This window comes from Candidatus Poribacteria bacterium, assembly GCA_028820845.1.
GTDB lineage: Bacteria > Poribacteria > WGA-4E > WGA-4E > WGA-3G > WGA-3G.
The window spans coordinates 75,904-94,432 of record JAPPII010000114.1; the positions used below are offsets into that span (position 1 = coordinate 75,904).

The window sequence follows — 18,529 nt, forward strand, 5'->3', positions numbered from 1 at the left end:
CTCCCCAACAAGTTGGGGCATCCGGACAGAGAGACATCTTAACCAACTACTGATGACCGACAACTAACAACCACTAAGGAAATATGAACATGGCATCTAAATATCGAGTTGGAATTATCGGATGTGGTGGTATTGCCAATGCTCACGCTCGGGGTTATCAGGGTGTTGAGCAGACAGAAATTGTTGCACTCGCTGATCCAGTTCAAGTAGCACTCGACAGGTTCGCCGACACTTATGGCGTACCCGCTGAAAATTGCTATTTGGATGCGCGCGAGATGCTGGATGAGGAAGACCTTGATATTGTCAGCGTGGCAACGTGGCATCAACTTCACGCACCCATGACAATTGCGGCGTGTGCGCGGAGTCCGAAGGCGGTCCTCTGTGAGAAACCGATGGGTGTGAGTATCGGGGAATGTGATGAGATGTTAATCGCCGCGCGACGCAACGATGTGAAGGTTGTGATTGGGCATCAACGCCGGTTCAATTCCGCTTGGACAGATGCTCGAAATCTCATCGCTGAGGGCGCGATCGGTGAACCTCGACAGATTGTCTGTCACGGGGGGCAAGGGTTGCTAAATGACTGTTCTCATCTCTTTGATATGATGCGTTATGTCATCAGTGACCCGGATCCGCAATGGGTTATTGGTAACGTTGAACGAAAAACGGAACGTTACGAGCGTGGTATTCAAATTGAGGACCGGAGTGCAGGGATTGTCGGCTTTTCAAACGGCTGCATCGGTATGCTTCTACAGGAGATCGGCAGACCGAACTATCAAGGCGGTATTGTTTACGGGACAGACGGCATCGCGGATGTAACAGAGGCGCGCGTCCGCCTTCTGAACAATAAGGCTACAGACTGGGAAGAACGTCCTTCTGATGGTAGGAACCAACACGTTGCGCAAGCGGCTGAGCTCGTTGAGTGGATTGAGGGTGGTCCGGAACACCGCGGTGAGGCGAAACATGGACGTGCTTCCGTTGAAATTATTATGGCGATCTATGAGTCCGCACGGATGCACGAAGTCGTCCAGTTACCGCTCCTGACACATGCGAATCCATTGGATTTGATGATTGAAAGTGGAGATTTACCCATTGAACGCCCGGGACGTTACGATATTCGTGCGTTTCTCTTGCGCGGTGAATCCATGAAACCTGAAGAGTAAGAATTTCCTACAAACATTTAGAGAACCATGCAAATTACACAAGGTGTTACTGTTGGCTTAACAGCATTACGACGCAACAAATTGCGCTCCGTGCTAACGACGCTCGGAATTATCATCGGTATTGCAGCGGTTGTCGCGGTTGTCTCGGTCGGTGGTGGAGCGGAACATTTGATGCTCGCTGAGTTGGAACGGATCGGTGGTGCTGGGCTGATCGTATGCTTCAGGAAAGGGGAGTTTCGTAGAGAGGATGGTTCGTACGTTGAGAATAAACATCCGGAGTATATTGAATATGAAGACCTCGGTTTTATCCTTGAAAACTGTCCTTCTCTTAAGGGAGCTACGGCACTGTCGCAGTTCAACCTTCCCGTATCGCACAAGCACGTTAACCAGTCGCTTGATGTTTGGGGCGTTACGCCCTACTATGAAGAGGTGAATAACTGGTACATTCAAGCCGGTAGGTTTATCACGCAGAGCGACATGGAGCGGAGAGAACCTGTTTGTGTGATTGGTTCTAAAGTCCGAGAAGACCTGTTTCAAAGGGAAGATCCGATTGGACTTGAACTCAGAGTCGGCAAGGAACGGTTCACTGTCATCGGTGTCATGGAGGAAAAAGGCAATAGTATGGCGAGTGAAGGGTGGGATAATCGCGTGATTATTCCACTCACCACGATGGAGATTCGATTTATCGGCCAACAGAAGGGGTGGATCTTCTTATGGGCGCAAGCCGAGAGTTATGAAAAGGTCGAGCAAGCCGTCGCTGAGGTCAAAGTCGCGATGCGCCAACAGCACGGCGATGAAAAATATTTTGAATTTTTTACTGCTAAAGAGATTATAAAGCAGGTAGGTAACGTGAGTCGGATTATTCAGGTCCTCCTCGGTGGCGTTGCGAGTGTTGCTTTGTTCGTTGGGGGTATCGGTATCATGAACATCATGTTAGTTTCCGTAACAGAGCGAACGCGTGAGATTGGCTTACGCAAAGCCATCGGCGCGAAACGCCGCGATATCTTGATTCAGTTCTTGATTGAAGCGATCGTTTTAAGCGTTTGCGGCGGACTCATCGGCATTTTCATCGGAAGCAGCCTCGCTTCCGTTTCTGGTCTGGTTATTTCAAAGCTCATGCAGGCAAGTTGGCCTGCTGTTGTCTCTGTCCAAGCGGCTTTGATCGCTTTTAGCGTCTCGGCGTTCATCGGTGTATTTTTCGGACTCTATCCGGCGAACAAAGCCGCCAACCTCACGCCAATAGAAGCCCTCCGTCGTGAGTAGCGGTTAATCGATAGGGCGTTCACTTCGTTCACTTTTAGCAATTAGTGGTTAGCGATTAGTAAAGAGATGCTTAATGCCCGTCGAAATTTTCTTTCCTACACGCTATCTGCTATCTGCTAATTGCCAATATGAAATCCCTCTATTTGACGTTCCATGTCTATCTGGCGTTCGCGCGGACCTCTTTTCAGAGGCAGATGCAATATAGGATCGCGAACCTTGCGGGTTTAACGACCAATTTCTTCTTTCTGTTGGTGCAGGTTTTTGTCTATATCGCCTTCTATAAAGCCAGTACGGTGCCACAACCTCTCAATATAGATGACATCATTACCTATTTCGTCCTTTGCCAGGCATCCCTAATGCTCATGCCGTTATGGGGCGGTCGCGAAATTGCGGACACCGTTAGAAGTGGCAGCGTCGCACTCCAACTAACGAAGCCAGTTGATTTTCAGACATATTGGTTCGCGGATGAATGTGGTAGAGCCTGCTATTACTTACTCATGCGCGGGTTTCCGACCTTTCTTATCAGTCTTCTCTTCTTCAAGGTTACAATTCCACAGCAGCCCAACGTCTTATTGGCGTTTACAGTTTCAATGATGCTTGCTATTTTCATGAGTGCTGCGATCACGATCACAATTTTTAGCAGTGCGTTCTGGACCCTGGATACGACAGGAATTTCTGGGATATCTGCATCTGTAATCACCTTCTTTTCTGGCATGTTGGTGCCGATCGCGCTATGGCCCGAATGGTTGGCACATATCGCCGACTGGCTGCCATTCAGCGGCTTGATTGATGTGCCGTTTAGTATCTATTTAGGCAAGGTTACAGGTATCGAAGTCTGGCGTGCTATCGGAAAACAGATGGCGTGGAGCCTCTTTTTTTTTGGGTTAGGACGCTTCCTTTTAAGTCGAGGGTTTTCGCGGTTGGTTATACAAGGCGGTTAGTAGACACTCCGAAAAAATGTACCATCTTTCTCTTTACTTCCATTTTGTCAAGCTCCGCATCCGATCGCAGATGGAATACCGGCTCTCGTTTGTTATTGAGCTATTTGCCCAAGCGTGTATCTCCGTCATCGATTTTTTCATGATTGCCCTTCTGTTTGACCGTTTCAAAGAATTAGCTGGATGGAGTCTGTGGGAAGTTGGATTCCTCTATGGGATGATTGGTATCTGTTTTGCAGTTGCTGAAATGATTGGCAGGGGGGTTGATACGTTTCAACGAAGTGTAGTGCGCGGTGACTTTGATACAATGCTTATCCGACCGCTCGGCACTTTCTTTCAAGTTTTTGCGCATGAATTCCTACTCCGTCGGATCGGGCGGTTGGCGCAAGCCCTGGTTGTCTTGCTTATTGCTAATTCGCAGTTAACTATAGACTGGTCATTTGCCAAGTTTGGCTATCTATTGATTTCACTCGCAAGTGGGACATGCTTTTTTATCGGTCTTTTCGTGATTGGCGCGACGAGCTGTTTCTGGACTGTCCAATCTATTGAGATTATTAATATTTTCACGCACGGTGGCGTTTTCATGGGGAGTTATCCGTTTTCTATCTATCGATGGTGGTTTCGGCACTTTTTCACCTTTGTTATCCCGCTGGCGTGTGTTAACTACTTTCCGTCCCTTTTTCTGCTGGGAAAAGTTGGATCGTTAGGTGTTTCACCGATTGGTGTGCAATTAGCCCCTTTCGCGGGCTTCCTCTTTCTCGGTATCACGATGCTATTCTGGAGATGGGGGGTCTTGCATTATCAGAGTACAGGACATTGAATGGTTATTAGTTGTTGGTTGTTGGTTAAAGGTGTGTTTGTAACAATTCTCGCTTAAAAAAATATGATTGAAGTTGATAACCTTAGCAAAACCTTCAAAGTCTATCATCACCGCACCGGATTTTTCGGGAGTTTTGTGAATCTCTTTTCTCGCAAACACCGTATCGTCCAAGCAGTGGACAAAATCTCCTTTACCGTAGCACGCGGTGAAATCGTTGGATATTTAGGACCTAACGGTGCTGGAAAGTCAACGACTATCAAGATGTTGACCGGTATTTTAGTGCCTTCATCGGGCAGTGTGACTGTGAACGGTTATATCCCGCATCGGCAACGGAAGGAAAATGCGAAACACATTGGTGTCGTATTTGGGCAGCGCTCACATCTATGGTTCGATTTACCAGTTCAAGAATCATTTGCGTTGCTACAGCGTATCTATCGCATTCCAGAGACACAATACCGCCACAATGTTGAGATGTTTGACGAATTACTCGACCTTGGTGATTTTTTCCGGACCCCTGTCCGTCAGTTGAGTCTCGGTCAACGAATGCGTGCAGATATCGCTGCTGCGCTGCTCCACAACCCAGATGTGTTGTTCCTTGACGAGCCGACTATTGGGTTGGATGTGGTTGCGAAGGCACGTATCCGACAGTTTATCCAGCGAATTAACGCTGAACGACAGGTCACGGTTGTGTTGACGACGCACGATTTAGACGATGTTGAGAAGTTGTGCAAACGTGTTATTCTCATTGACAATGCGCGTCTCCGTTTTGATGGGGAACTCACTACACTGCGACGATTGCTTTCGACGGAACGGCTGTTGAGTGTCGATTACGCAGAAGTCTATCCAGACGTTGGTATTCCCAATGCGGATATTGTGTATCAGGAGGGTGCTCGCGTGCAGTATCGATTCTCTCCAGAAGAGATTAGCGCGGCGGATCTCATTGGTGCGATCCTCAAAAAGTTCAGAATTATAGATGTATCGATTCAGGAACCCGATATTGAGGACCTAATCAAAACCGTATACGAGGATAACCTTACGCTTGAGCGTAAGTTGGCGGAGCCGGTATCTCCGGACGTATAGGCGAATTGACTTGACAAACCGAAAATCTGCAGGGTAAAATGTATAAGGTTTTACTGAATCTAATTTCTGAAATTTAAAGGAGAGATACAAATGAATTTAAGAGATATGAGCGCAATTTGCGTCCTCGGCGTATTCTTGGCAATGTTCTCGTATGTCAACGCCGCTGATGCACAAGATTTCGTAACAGATGGGCTTGTCGCTATATATACCCTCAATGAAGCAGATATAGAGGGCAAAACTGTCAAAGATATCTTTGGTGGCAAAGATGCGAAAATAGAAGGCACTCTCACATCTGTCGAAGGTGCGACCGATGGCACTGGAGAGGCGTTGGAATTTGAAGGGGACAGTTACATCGAAATCCCAGCGATGGGTGAGTTTGAGCATGTGAGTATTGAATGTTACGCACTGGAGGGTCAGTTCGGCGGCATTCAAGGTATCGTGTCAACATGGATGTGGGCAGCGGGTAAAGTTCATTTCAAATTCGAGGGAAACCAGATCCAAGTCCATAAGAATGACGGCGTGAAGATCCGTTTAAATGCTGAGGAAGAGCGGTGGTATCACATCATTTACACCAGCAATACCAAAGATAACGAACTCAAGCTCTATGTTGATGGTGAGTTGGTTGATGAGGGGAACGCAGGTACGACCCCTGAACTGATGGATGAACGCCGTATCGGTAGCGAACACGACGGTAGATTTCTGATCGGTATGATTGATAATGTCCGTATTTACGATCGGATTCTTGACGAAGATGAGGTTGCACAGAATTTTGAGTCACAAAGCGATCAATTGCCTGTCGAACCTGCTGGAAAACTCTCAATGACTTGGGGATACCTCAAGGGATTGAGGAATTAATTTTTTAGCGATTAAATACGGAGTGAAATTCATCGTTAAGAAAGCGGTTATTCCCATTGCTGGATACGGGACACGCCTTTTCCCCTCGACGAAAGCCGTACCGAAAGCTCTCTTTCCAATTATCAGTCAAGACGGTTTCGCAAAACCGGTCATTCAGTTGATTATTGAAGAGGCACTCACGGCTGGTGTGGAAGAGGTGTGTCTCGTTGCTCAGCCGCAACAGGTTGAACCGATTGCCGACTATTTTTCTGGCACCGTTGCGGATGCGATTCGCGAAAAGACGGAGTTGGCAGTACAGGCAGATCGTCTGGAAGAGATAGGTGAACGGTTACATTTCGCAATACAGGCGGAACCTCAAGGGTTTGGGCATGCTATCTATTGTGCCAAGGATTTCGCTGCTGGCGAACCGGTCATAATTCTGCTTGGCGACCATCTCTATATTTCGGAATCAGACATCACTTGCGCTAAACAGCTGGTGGATGTCTACGAGGAAGTTGGGCAGTCTGTCACAAGTCTTGATCTCTGTCCTGAAAGTGAGCTCTCGGTCAACGGGATTGTTCACGGAAACCCTTCTGTTGAATCCTCACGACTCTATACATTGACGCAAATTGCCGAAAAACCGACGGTCGAGTTCGCGCAAGAACATTTGCGCGTGGAAGGCATTCCAGAAAAGGAGTATCTCTGCAACTTCGGCATAGACCTCCTCACGCCTCTCCTTTTTGACATTCTGGATTATAACTACAAGCACCAAGTTCTAACGCACGGCGAGATTCAACTGCGGGATGCGATGACGGAAATGATACGACAGGAAGGCATGTATGGTTATCGGGTCGCTGGCGAACGTTATGATACAGGGAACCCGCAGGAGCTGCTAAGGACTGTCTATGCCTTTGGATTGCAAAGTCCCTATTGGGAAGTACTCGTCCATTAGATAAGATCCACGCGAAAATTAGAAACGGGCAGTTTGAGTTATATCCAAGTTTATCTCATCGAGCACAAACTGACAGTTTGTGCTACAAAGAATCTCTTAATCTAACGTTTCCCCGACCTCTAATTCAATAATTTCCACATCCTGAGATGCGGTTAATTTACGGAGTTCTTCGGGTGTTCCCGTCAATAGTGGGAAAGTGCCGTAATGGATAGGTAGGATCGCTGGTACGTTGAGCAATTGTGCGGCGTAGGCGGCTTCACGCGGTCCCATCGTAAAGTGGTCGCCGATGGGAAGCAGTGCCAAATCGGGTTGATAGATCTCGCCGATAATACGCATGTCCCCGAAGACGTTGGTGTCTCCAGCGTGATAGATTTTGTAGCCGTTCCCAAATTCAATCACATAGCCTGCTGGTTCACCCAGATAAACTGTCGTGCCGTCCTCTTCCGTGAAGCTGCTACTATGGTTTGCTGAAACCATTGTTGCCTTTATGCTGCCGACTGTGACAGTACCTCCCTTGTTCATTCCAACTGTGTTTTCAACGCCTTGTTTACCAAGCCATCCTGCGATTTCGACGATGGAGACGACTGTGGGAGCATAAGTTTTGGCGAGTGGCACAGCGTCGCTAATATGATCGGCATGTCCGTGTGTTATGAGAATAATGTCAAGGTTGTGGAATATCTTGAGTTCATCAGGACACACTGGGTTGTGAGTCACCCACGGGTCAATGAGGAGTGTTTGTCCGTCTGCTTCGATTTTAAAGGTGGAATGTCCGAGCCATGTCAGGCGGATGCCGTTATTGAGTTTCATTTAATGTTTCTCCTGGCACAGACTAACAGTCTATGCTACAAAGTATTTCCTTTAATCTGTGAGCAATAATTTCTACTTCTCCTGGCCTGAGGGTTTGTCCGTTGATAAGGACACCGTTCGCGCCTGTTCCTGCGATGTCAATAACGGGATTGCCTGCTTGCAGCTGCTGGAGGATTTCGTCTCGTGTGATACCGAGTTCTTCTGCGTCGAATCGGATTTCGGTGCGTGGCATGGGTTGCCCGGCTTCAGATGGAAAGCTGCGGTGTACTGTAACGCCTTGGATGTCCTTGAAAACCTCAGTATAATAGGTAACCTGATCTTCGTAAGATTGCTGTAGTTGTTCGTGATCCTGACCGAGATACCACTCCACGGCGGCGAGCAGCCCGACCAATTCCTCTTTGCCGACTTTCATACCCCTACCAATAAACGGATGCGGTGGTCCATTGAAAGCAATCGCTTCAATCAGCGATTTTGTCCCGACGATTAACCCGCTGCTCTGTGGACCGTGTAATCCTTTTCCGCCACTAAAGAGTGCCAAATCCGCGCCCATCTGTGTGAAACGCCATAAGTTTTCTGGGGGTGGTAGCTGCGCGGCGGCATCAACAATAAGCGGGACATCGTGCTTTTTGGCAATACTAATGGCTTGTTCATAGGGGACCCAGAGGTGTTCCCTACTCGGATTTGCGAAATAAAAGATTGCGGCGGTTTTTTCGGTGATGGCGTTTTCGAGTTCGTCGGGAGGCGTACCATTTTCATCACCTATTTCTACAAAACTAACACCGACCTGTCGCACTGCAAAATCGTATCCGACGCGACCGTGGCGGTGTACGATGACTTCACTTTTCATTGTGGACGGTTGGAAACCGCCCCTACCGGGGGAGGGGTGGAGCGGTAATTTCTCACGTTTGGTAGCATCAAGTCCAGTGATGCAGGCAGCAGTGCTGAGCGTTAGGGCAGCAGCGGCACCACAAGAGACGTACGCCGCCTCGTTGTGGGTAAGTTTCGCAATTTCTTCACCGACCCGTTTTTGCAGTTCGATGATGTCTACGAAATGTTTCGAGGCATCGGCCATCGCTGCAACGACCTCAGGGGGCATGATAGAGCCACCGAGTCGCGTGAGCGTTGCGTTGCCGTTAATGACTGTGCGAATGCCGAGGCGTTTGTAGATGTTCATCCCACTTCTTCACCATCTAATTTACCAACTTGGAGGTCAATTTCATTACGAGATTCAATCTTATCCACTTTGCCATCCACCATGCGGAAGATACGGTCGGAAACATCTAACATCTTGTGGTCGTGCGTTGCTGTGATGATGGTCACACCGTTTTCGGCGTTAAGTCGGCGGAGCAAAGCGATAATTTCTAACCCAGTTTTAGTGTCGAGGTTTCCTGTGGGTTCGTCAGCGAGAACAATCGCTGGATCGTTGGCGAGGGAACGTGCGATTGCGACGCGCTGTTGCTGTCCGCCGGAGAGTTCCAACGGCTTGTGTTGCACACGGTCACCGAGTCCAACGAGTGAAAGCAGATCAACACCCTTTTCTCGGCTTTCGTCGGCACTCATACCCGCGAAAATCATGGGGAGAGAGACGTTTTCGAGTGCTGTCATAACAGGGATGAGATTGAAGGATTGGAAGATGTAACCAATCTTTCGGCAGCGGAGCCATGCGAGTTCATAGGCGTCGAGTTGTGCGATGTCTACTTCGTCAATGTAGACTCTGCCTTCGGTTGGTTTATCAAGTCCGCCAATCATATTGAAGAGCGTTGATTTTCCTGAACCCGAGGGCCCCATAATGGAGATGTATTCACCGCGTTGGATTTGGAAGTTGACACCGCGGAGTGCATCAACCGTCTGCGTCCCCATCTCGTAGCGTTTAATGAGGTTCCGCACGCGGACTGTATTTTCTTTCGGAAGAACGCGTTGGAACTTTTCTGGTGTTTCGGCTAGAATTGCGTTGACATCGCCTATTTCTGTTGGTATGTTCATTTTTTTTCTCCTTCGTTTCGTAACTTAAAGTTCGTTAATAGTGAGCTGATATGATGTTTCTCGTACGGTTTGTATCAAGTAGTTCCTTGTCCATGCGAGTGCAGCTTGTAGGTCTATCGGTGGGTTAGGTTGTATGTATCCATCTCGTTTATTTTGTCTACGAAGTGCGTTAAGACTCATTGTGTTCGATTTTTTACTATTGCACGGCTGGCAGAGCAGAGCACGGTTATCTATATCATTTGTGCCCCCATCAGTTTTTGGGATTATATGATCAAGATGCAAATACCGTTTGTCGGGTGGAATGAAGTTGCATCCCCAACATTTAAGGCCGAACTGCTCGGTGAGGATGTCGTGCATTTCAGCGTGACGAAGTTGATGTTGGGTTTCAATAGAATAGACGTGTGCCAATTCGGGTGAAGTTTGCTCGTTTTGATCTGTACGTATGGGTGGTTCGGTCTGATAATGCATTTCGTATGGACGTGTTTGTCTATCAAGCCATTCTTTGTTGGTTGCGTATTTTTCAAGACGTTCCCGCTCTTTGCGTGGGATTCCCATGAGACGGGTGATGATATGATAGCGTGCATCTTTTCGCCTATCAATGCCAACCCAGCGTCGATTGAGATTTTGTGCAGCGATGATAGTAGTTGCACATCCGCAGAATGGATCTAATATAAGGTCGCCTTCGTTACTACTAGCTTTGATGATACGCTCGTAGAGAGCGACAGGTTTTTGGTCGGGAGAGCCGGTGCGTTCGTCGTCTCGGCCTTGCATCGTTAATTCTTTTTCTGTCCATAGATTTCCAATAGCTACTCCCGGGTGAGTGTCAAGATAAACTCTTTTGACGATGCCTTGTCTGAATTTGCGTCCGCGTGGTATTGCATAACGGCTTCCATTTTCGTCAACATGTTTATATTCAGACTTGATAGTTTGTTCTGACAACGGACGGAATATTTGATTAAAAGCGTGTGCATTGGAGGCAGAATAAAAAAACAACGTGTCGTGTTCTGTTGTAAATTTCAATTTAGCCGTGTTTTTATGCCCACCATACTTTTTCCACACAATTTCGTTGCGAAAGTTTTTCTTCCCCCAAATTGCATCCATACACATCTTGATATAATGACTCGCGGTAGAGTCGCAATGTAGGTAAATAGAACCCTTAGGTTTTAGGATACGGTGCATTTCAAGTAGTCTGACGCTAAGGAAGCAGAGGAATGCTGCGGTATCCCCCCCTTGGCAATGTTTAGCGGCTTCGATTGCATGGTAGAGTGCAGCATGGTTGTCTTTGATTTCTTCAAGCCATTTGGGGTGTACTTCGTTCCACTTCCATTGATCAGGTAATATACCCGTGTCGCCCCATTTCCAATTATCAACATAGTGACCTGCTGTTGTACTACGATTTCGTTTAGTGTTAAATGGTGGGTCGGTAGCGATAAGATCTACGGTTTCGCTGTTCATTCCCCGAAGCACATCTAAATTGTCCATTTCGTAAAGTGTGTTATCTAAGAAATTTTGTGTCATACGAGATGCTCTGCCAAGTACAGTATTGACAGGCCTCTGATTTTTTTCAAGAACGAAAACTATTTTCGGTTCTTTGTTTTACTTCTTGAAGCCGATTATATCGCTCTAAGAATTCAGTATGTGACCGTTGAACCATATTGAGTAAATCTTCATATCTCCTAATGTATATCTGTGCTTTTGCTAAATTATCCCGTTTTCCTCTGACTTGATAAGTGTCGACCAAGTTTCCACAAAGAAGATAGCCCGTGACTTCCTTATATTGATGCTCGGGATCGGTTGTTCGGTTAATGTGATCCCGCATAAAATTAACGTACTCTTCAATTTGATCAAGCGCGTCCGTAGAAACCTTTGACTGTGGGCGTTTTATTTCTACGACAACTAAATGCGTACTTTCTCGCACACATAGAAAATCGATTCGCCTATCTATCTCTGGTATATCATCTCTTTCTGGAAATGTATTGCGTAGCAAGTCGCTATATCTAACTTCGTCATCCACTAAGGTCCAACGTGGATCAATCACCCAAGGAAATTCTTTTAAGAAATTATGGAGCGTCGGGACCTCCAACGCGTTAGTCTTAATGAGGTTATCAAGTCTTTCAATTGTCGTTATCCGGCCTTCGGTAACCTTTGCCATTTCTTTTGCTTCTAAAATTTCCCATTCTCTAAATAAATTGAGGAGTTTTTCGGGTTCCTCAATTCCTGTGTTTTTTATTTCTGCAGCCATTTCTCTAAAGGAATCAAACTTCCAAAAGTCAAGGAACATTTGGATCATTGATTCAAAGTCCTGGATCTCGGCAGTAGGATTCTTATCAGTCGATTGCTGAATCAATTGACGAACTAATTGATCTGCTCGCTTAAACTCTCGCTTTTTGTCAATTTCCGCTGCTTGCTTTTGGAAGATAAGATATAGCGGATGCTCTTTTAACTTACGTTGATTATCTTCACTACGTTTTTTAGCCCATAAAGATGCTTTTTTATTTACCTCTTTTTGGCCCCATTCCTTCAGAGCTGTATTTGCTTCTGTATCCCATACTAACGAGTTTCGGGTCGTCGCGATTGTATCTTCTACTTCATCAACAAAATCAACGTGGAGTTCACCAATGAGATAGGAAAGCGCGAACTGTTGACCGATAACCGCGTCAAAAACGAATGGTTCTTGTACCAGCTTACCTCTTGCCATGAGCACAATACCGCGCTCTATCTTGTCTTTCTCTTGGCTTGTTCGGGTGAGTGCACCGATCCAACCTGACACTGTCCATCCAGTTCCAGGTTTTATCTCTGTCTTATCGTATTTCCACAAATACGGATTCCCATCCGCGTCCGAGGCAAGCTTGCTTTGCAAGTTTCGCTCTTCAATCGAGATAGGTTGGTCGTTAATGATGACTTCAAAGTCGTTCTGTTCCCCAATGACAGCAAATCTTCTCGCGAGTCCCCGACGAAGAGTGACGATTGAAATACTGCGAGTTTTGAATTTTGTGATGTACCTGAGGGTAATCTTTGTACCCTCGGATACTTTACCTGTCGGTTTCAGAGGTGGAAATTCAATTTCCCGTTTCTCTTCTTCTTTCAGGAGTTTGTCATAATTCATCTGAAAATGGCTGACTTCGCCATCTTTTACACTTTCTATAGCGATCTCCTTAGCGATTCCAAAAGCGGAAAACTTACCTATCCCTTTTCTCCCCATAATTTTACGCTTGTACGGAGTAGGTGTTTCTTCGGATTTTTCCTTTTCGCGTCGGTCTCTGCCTATAATGAGATATTTTTTACGGATATCCTGATCCGACATACCCAGTCCATTGTCTTTAATTATAATTTCTGAAGTTTGTTCGTTAATTTGCCCTTCTGGAATTGTAATTTCAACCTTTGTCGCATTTGCATCCCAAGCGTTGGCTACCAATTCACCAATGACCGGCGGCAGTGTCGAGTACATCTGCAGACCAAGGTGTTTGATGGTAGCAACATCAAATTCCATCCGATACGGCTGTTTTGAAGAAACTGGGTTATGCTTCATAGTGTACTTATCTATTTTGTTCAAATGCATTAATAATTGATTTTCCCAGATATTCAGCGAGTTTCACTGGGACAGCGTTACCGATTTGCCGAGCTATCGCAGAAATAGATGTGCCAAAAAATTTGTAATTATCCTTGAAGGTTTGTAGGGCAGCTGCTTCACGCAATGAAATACCCCTGTCTTGTTTAGGATGTATAAAGCGTCCAGAGTAAACATCCGTACAGCGAGAAGTCAACGTTGGTGCAGGTTTATTCCATGCCATCCGTCCAAACACATCTCTATGTGCATTCGGTTTTTCTTGATGACATTTTAGAAGGATAGTTGTATCAGTTACATCCCGACGGCTACCACCATCTTTCGGTACTGCCTCAACAATGCGTTTATGATGAGGTTTCAGTTCCCTTGCAACATGATTTGAATAATCTTGTGCCTCTTTTGCATCAACATCAGGGTAATTTTCAATACACTTTTTCACTGTTACAAATTTATCAGGATCTGTCTGCGGAGTAGGCAGAGAAATTGAGCCTTTTTTCGATGCCAAAAGGATGAATCGCTTTCGTGTCTGTGGAACCCCGAAATGCTTCGCATCAAGTAAATCTGCTGCAGGTTCTGAAAATTCACACTCTTCAAGAACCTCCAAGAATTTTTCATAAATCTCTTTTCCACAATTGTTGTTCAGCCCGGGCACATTTTCAACAAGAATGAAATCTGGAGGACATTCTTTTACGATCTCGGCGAAACTTAAAAGCAAGACTTTTCGGCTATCATCTTTCCAGTTCTGTCTGCTAAGAGTAGAGAACGGTTGGCATGGCGTGCAAGCAGCATAAAGCGTTGTATCTTCATCTTGGATTCCGAGTTCTTTGCGTAGTTCCTGGATTTCAATTTTACCGATGTCTTTATTGATGAAACGGCTAGGTTTGTTATTGTGAGTGTAAGTGTCTTGCAGACGCTCATCGTTATCTACTCCTGCTAGCACTCCTATCCCAGCATCTAACAAACCTCTTGTTAAACCGCCTGCGCCGCAGAAGAAATCAATTGCTTTAATCATAAGACTTTTTCCCATGTTGAGAAAGGACGTATCTAAGATAACCTTTGTATATTGATACAAAAATGCTTGTTACCCATAAAGTTAAACCTTCAAATTAGTTTACCACAAACTTCCTTAGAATGTCAAACGACTTTCTCATATTTTTTCATAGATGTTAGTCTATTGTCGTCTCTGTAGAAATCCAAAAATGCCTTGTTTTTCAGGTTCGGGTTCTGGTGTTGCAGGCGCGTTCTGTCGGTTATCAGGGATAGCGAACCCGATGAAGTTCCGTTTGCCGAGCTGCTGCATAAACGTAAAGAGCGACGTTTCAGCCTCTTTTCGAGTCAGTTGGTACTGATTTTGAACACCCTTGACGATCTGTGAAATGGTATGCTTACCATCACACTTCTGCCATACATAAGTCCCGATGGAATCCAACACAATCACTCTTTTATCCGGAAGCATAAAGAGTTTACTGGCAAGTCGGATCCAGAGTTTGTCTTTCTGGGGGACCACAAGCGATGCTTCGCCCTTGTCGTCTATTTCCCATGTAATCAATTGGTTGCGCACAGGAAATGATTTCATGACCTGTGTGCGATCTACATCAGGACGTTTCTTAAGTTTGAGAGTGTATAAGAGTTTGTTTAGCATTTTTTTACTGGTAACTTATAACTTCTTAACCAAAAACTATCAATGGCATTCAATGCTCTCAGCGACCTTTTGGACAGTTGAGGATGCGTCGGTATTGCTGATGGATTGGATAACATAGATACGGTTAGAGTGATTACATCGCCATAAATGAAAGACAAGCGTTGTCCGTTTGGAGAGCTTATCGAGCATCAACACGGGTGTAAGCGGGACACCATCATAGAGCCGTGTCTGTTGTCCAATGAGTGTAAGGTGTTCGTCTTCGGTATCTGTGTGCGATGTCACTTCAAACCCGTAGCCGCGAATTGCTTTTGCGTATTTGGCGCGGAACCATGTCTCAAGCGGGTTCGGTGTATCTGTATAGTCGCTTAGCATCACCTCTGCGGGTCCGTACCGCTCAACACTAAGACTCCCTCTGTCAGACGATTGAGGTGCTTTGTATTCAACTGTGCCGTTATTCCGTAGGCGACCGCCTGCCGATTTAGCGAGTTTTATCACACTTTGAAAACGTTCTTTTTTCGCGACGAAGGCGAACAGCAGATAACCACTTAGCAGTTTTTGACGTTCTAATTTGTATTCTGTGGGGACACCTAACTTAAGTCCATAAGCACTCCAGAGCGTCTGTGGCGCGTCTCTGTGGTCGGTAATTGACTGAAAAATACGGAGGACTGTTGGTCGCCAGTTTTCTTTGAGCCGTCCCATCACTTGGACGATCGTAATCCGTTTTCCGGCGTGGAAGATCAGTCCATTAGCACGAATACTCCCCTTCCAGCTAAAACCGAGGACGTTACGCCCCTCAAAAAACTCGGGGTCTTTAATGAAATTGACGTTCCGGCGGAAAGAAAGTTCAGCACCTTTCTTATAGGTTTTGCGAATCAGTTTAAAATATTCGTCGAGCGTTGCGTGGAGATCGGGTTTTTTGCGTCGGGTGTGTGCCCATTTAAGTTCGAGACGCGGCATTTCAGCGTCGTCAAGTCGCAAGTAACCTGTTTTCTGGTCTCCACTGAGTCCACTGAGTTCCCAAGTTGTCGGGATTTCAAGTTGTATGCCTGCCCAGCCAAAAACAGTCCAGTCCATAGCGGTTATAAGTTATAGGTTATAAGTTATAAGTTAAGAAGGTTTTCGGTAACAATACGCCTCTTAACTTATAACCAAGAACCAAGACTCCCTAAAACGGTTTGACGATTACGGCTTTTGAGACAAGCGCGATCGCAACGGTTCCCATACCGATGAGACCGACTCCGCAGGCGAATCCTGCTGCAAGTACCGGATTGAACATATACCAGCGTCGCATTCCGAATCGTTTAATCATGTAGAACCGCCCGATAATTGCGCCGAGTAATCGGGCAACCATACTGCCTGGGTCTGCCCCGATACCCCCAACGATACCGTAAAACCACATTGAAGGTAATTTAAAGACCCACAGCATACCATAGAGGGCAAGGCTTGAGGTAAATCCTGCGGAGACATAATCGCCGCGAATCGCCTGAAGCATTTCACTATTTCCGTCCCGTAGCGATGTTTTCCAGAGTGCTTCGTTTGTAGCGTTAATGGGCCACATCATCTGTGCGAACGGGTACTGTGCACTCGGGATCGGAGCGATCTTCCAGATAAAGTGGAGGACGACAATTCCACTGACGAGCAAAATCGGCATAATTAGCAGCGTACCTGCAAGATTTGAGGTAAAGGTTGTGCCGGTCAATTCGAGCACGCGCCACCCCTGTGTGCCACGTCCATAATCCTCGTCTGGTAGTGGTGCAAACCAGATGTCTATCTCTTCGTAGCGACTCAAGATAAATGTGATTTCGTGCAGGTATGGGATTTCAAAAAGGTCTCGTCCGAGAACCCCGAAAGTTCGCGCCGTGATATAGGAATTAATCGGTGTGTACAAGAATGCGTAGCCGATCAAGAAACTGAGTGGGAAATTCGGGACCATCCAATGAATAAGCCAAACGAATCCAGCCATACCAACGAGCCACATTAAGCCCATCAACCATATCGGGAAATCGCCTCGATTTGGAGGCGTTGCGAAGGAACCGCGTTCGCCTGCTCTTTTCTGAGCCTTCCGTAGTTTGAAGAGCATCGGAATCGAAGCAGCCATACCGACGACAGCGAGGCTAAAGGATTTACCCATGCCGTAGCTAAACCAGAAATCCAGGTTGTTGAATAAAGTAACACCCCGGACATCCAGTCCTGGGTTCCATTGATGGAGAATCTCATACCGATATAGGATTTGTGGGTTCAAGATAAATTGCGATGCCATTGCGGTTACGAATTCTGACATGATAATCGGGAATGGCATCACGAACCCGATGAGCATCTGTCCGAAATCGGTTCGGAAAGCGAAGACCCCTGTTGGTGCGAAACCTTCGATGCTCTGTGTGAAATCTATCCACGGGATTTTCAAGATCTGAATCGGTTGGCTCATCATGACCCCAGTCAATGAAGGCACCCCGATATAGAGGAATCCCCAGATTAACCCAGCCATGGAGCCGATAGAGAAGACGCGCCATCGCCATGTCTCTTCTTTCCCTGTTGTTTCTGCAAGTGCGGTTGCGCCTTGTGCGGCAATTGGTGCCATTGGATATGGGAGCCGCTCGAGGTCCGCCGTGAGTCGGAACAAAATATATTGTCCGCTAACGAATCGCAACGTGCCGAGCAGCTTTCCGGCAAGGTAGATAGCAATAGGCAGAAACCAGTCTGGATGCAGCAGGCTGCGCGTAAGTACACCGACAGAATTACCGGCAGGCACAATCCACTCTGGAATTTTATCGGCGATTTCGTAGGAAGCTGCCTGGGGTGTATTGATAAAGTAGGCGTACCAGATAAAGTTCCGGTACTGCATTCCACTGCCGACAGCGGCTCCGGTTAATCCGAGAAGCATATAGAGCTCCTGTCGCCGGGCAGTTGTGAAGGAACGCCGCGCGAGTTCAGTGAATAGAATAACGGCAACCCAAGGTGCCGCTTCAGCCCCAGATTGACCGGATACGTAACTGAGATAGATGGAGCCAGGCATCATCAGCAAGCCAACGAAAAGTGCGCCAACAAACACCTTGACCGTTAGCCCCGACTCAAAGGTACGGATACCGCCTTCAATGTCGTATCGCTGCGCCCAAGCTTGCCATTCATCTGCTTGTGATACTCTTTCTCTCGCCAAGTTGAAAGTTCTCCTTTTATTGGCTATCGGCTATTGGAAACCGTCAGTAGTTGTGGCGGGTGAGGACGTTTACAACTGCCACACGTTTTGCTACCTGCCGACCGCCATTCCTTATTCGTCGCTTGGTTCTTCAGTGCTGTCAGTATCTCGCAATTCTTCCCAGAAATGCGCGGTGAAGATGCCCACTGTTAGTACAAGTGCTGAGAACATCTGCCACTGCCAACGCCCTTCAAGGACGAGAATGCTGAACAGCCATAAGAAAGTGCCAATGATGATGATAAGACTCGCTAATTTTTCCATATTTATTCGCTATACGCTATTCGCTAACCGT

At 46.6% G+C, this 18,529-nt stretch carries 17 protein-coding genes; 7 read left to right on the forward strand and 10 right to left on the reverse strand.

Annotation, left to right across the window (positions count from 1 at the left end; genetic code table 11):
* Nucleotides 1–89 precede the first annotated feature (89 nt).
* The 7 genes from OXN25_20775 (at nucleotide 90) to OXN25_20805 (ending at nucleotide 7,047) form a co-directional block, all read left to right on the forward strand.
* The gene (locus OXN25_20775; GenBank protein ID MDE0427295.1) at nucleotides 90–1,160 is read left to right on the forward strand and encodes a Gfo/Idh/MocA family oxidoreductase; all 1,071 of its coding nucleotides are present in this window, start codon (nucleotides 90–92) and stop codon (nucleotides 1,158–1,160) included.
* 27 nt (nucleotides 1,161–1,187) lie between these two features.
* Entirely contained in the window at nucleotides 1,188–2,423 is a 1,236-nt protein-coding gene (locus tag OXN25_20780) for an ABC transporter permease (protein MDE0427296.1), read from the forward strand.
* A gap of 128 nt (nucleotides 2,424–2,551) precedes the next feature.
* Nucleotides 2,552–3,364 carry an ABC-2 family transporter protein gene (locus OXN25_20785; protein MDE0427297.1) on the forward strand — a complete coding sequence of 271 codons (813 nt, stop codon included), beginning with the start codon at nucleotides 2,552–2,554 and terminating at the stop codon, nucleotides 3,362–3,364.
* Nucleotides 3,365–3,380: 16 nt separating this feature from the next.
* Nucleotides 3,381–4,181 (forward strand): ABC-2 family transporter protein, encoded by an 801-nt coding sequence (locus OXN25_20790; GenBank protein MDE0427298.1) that lies wholly within the window; start codon nucleotides 3,381–3,383, stop codon nucleotides 4,179–4,181.
* A 63-nt stretch (nucleotides 4,182–4,244) separates the two neighbouring features.
* Nucleotides 4,245–5,261, forward strand: coding sequence for an ATP-binding cassette domain-containing protein (locus OXN25_20795; GenBank protein ID MDE0427299.1), 1,017 nt, complete (start codon nucleotides 4,245–4,247; stop codon nucleotides 5,259–5,261).
* A gap of 90 nt (nucleotides 5,262–5,351) precedes the next feature.
* Nucleotides 5,352–6,116, forward strand: a complete 765-nt coding sequence (locus OXN25_20800) for a hypothetical protein (GenBank protein ID MDE0427300.1) — start codon at nucleotides 5,352–5,354, stop codon at nucleotides 6,114–6,116.
* A 22-nt stretch (nucleotides 6,117–6,138) separates the two neighbouring features.
* Nucleotides 6,139–7,047 carry a sugar phosphate nucleotidyltransferase gene (locus tag OXN25_20805; GenBank protein ID MDE0427301.1) on the forward strand — a complete coding sequence of 303 codons (909 nt, stop codon included), beginning with the start codon at nucleotides 6,139–6,141 and terminating at the stop codon, nucleotides 7,045–7,047.
* Nucleotides 7,048–7,143: 96 nt separating this feature from the next.
* Here the strand turns inward: OXN25_20805 and OXN25_20810 are convergent, their stop codons facing one another.
* The 10 genes from OXN25_20810 to OXN25_20855 all read right to left on the reverse strand — a co-directional run bounded on the left by OXN25_20810 (nucleotide 7,144) and on the right by OXN25_20855 (nucleotide 18,498).
* Nucleotides 7,144–7,854: a metal-dependent hydrolase gene (locus OXN25_20810; protein ID MDE0427302.1), complete on the reverse strand. Its 711-nt coding sequence runs from the start codon at nucleotides 7,852–7,854 to the stop codon at nucleotides 7,144–7,146.
* Between the two features lie 22 nt (nucleotides 7,855–7,876).
* Nucleotides 7,877–9,028 carry an aminotransferase class V-fold PLP-dependent enzyme gene (locus OXN25_20815; protein MDE0427303.1) on the reverse strand — a complete coding sequence of 384 codons (1,152 nt, stop codon included), beginning with the start codon at nucleotides 9,026–9,028 and terminating at the stop codon, nucleotides 7,877–7,879.
* Nucleotides 9,025–9,714 carry an ABC transporter ATP-binding protein gene (locus tag OXN25_20820; protein ID MDE0427304.1) on the reverse strand — a complete coding sequence of 230 codons (690 nt, stop codon included), beginning with the start codon at nucleotides 9,712–9,714 and terminating at the stop codon, nucleotides 9,025–9,027. Before OXN25_20820 ends, OXN25_20815 begins: the two co-directional genes overlap by 4 nt.
* A gap of 147 nt (nucleotides 9,715–9,861) precedes the next feature.
* Nucleotides 9,862–11,355 (reverse strand): DNA methyltransferase, encoded by a 1,494-nt coding sequence (locus OXN25_20825; protein ID MDE0427305.1) that lies wholly within the window; start codon nucleotides 11,353–11,355, stop codon nucleotides 9,862–9,864.
* 46 nt (nucleotides 11,356–11,401) lie between these two features.
* Complete coding sequence (locus OXN25_20830; GenBank protein MDE0427306.1) at nucleotides 11,402–13,366, reverse strand: ATP-binding protein; 1,965 nt, start codon at nucleotides 13,364–13,366, stop codon at nucleotides 11,402–11,404.
* Between the two features lie 7 nt (nucleotides 13,367–13,373).
* Complete coding sequence (locus OXN25_20835) at nucleotides 13,374–14,414, reverse strand: DNA cytosine methyltransferase (GenBank protein MDE0427307.1); 1,041 nt, start codon at nucleotides 14,412–14,414, stop codon at nucleotides 13,374–13,376.
* A gap of 159 nt (nucleotides 14,415–14,573) precedes the next feature.
* Nucleotides 14,574–15,044 carry a PqqD family protein gene (locus tag OXN25_20840; protein ID MDE0427308.1) on the reverse strand — a complete coding sequence of 157 codons (471 nt, stop codon included), beginning with the start codon at nucleotides 15,042–15,044 and terminating at the stop codon, nucleotides 14,574–14,576.
* A gap of 39 nt (nucleotides 15,045–15,083) precedes the next feature.
* Nucleotides 15,084–16,118 (reverse strand): hypothetical protein, encoded by a 1,035-nt coding sequence (locus tag OXN25_20845; GenBank protein MDE0427309.1) that lies wholly within the window; start codon nucleotides 16,116–16,118, stop codon nucleotides 15,084–15,086.
* 91 nt (nucleotides 16,119–16,209) lie between these two features.
* The gene (locus tag OXN25_20850; GenBank protein MDE0427310.1) at nucleotides 16,210–18,198 is read right to left on the reverse strand and encodes a hypothetical protein; all 1,989 of its coding nucleotides are present in this window, start codon (nucleotides 18,196–18,198) and stop codon (nucleotides 16,210–16,212) included.
* Between the two features lie 111 nt (nucleotides 18,199–18,309).
* Nucleotides 18,310–18,498, reverse strand: a complete 189-nt coding sequence (locus OXN25_20855) for a hypothetical protein (protein MDE0427311.1) — start codon at nucleotides 18,496–18,498, stop codon at nucleotides 18,310–18,312.
* Between the last annotated feature and the right edge of the window lie 31 nt (nucleotides 18,499–18,529).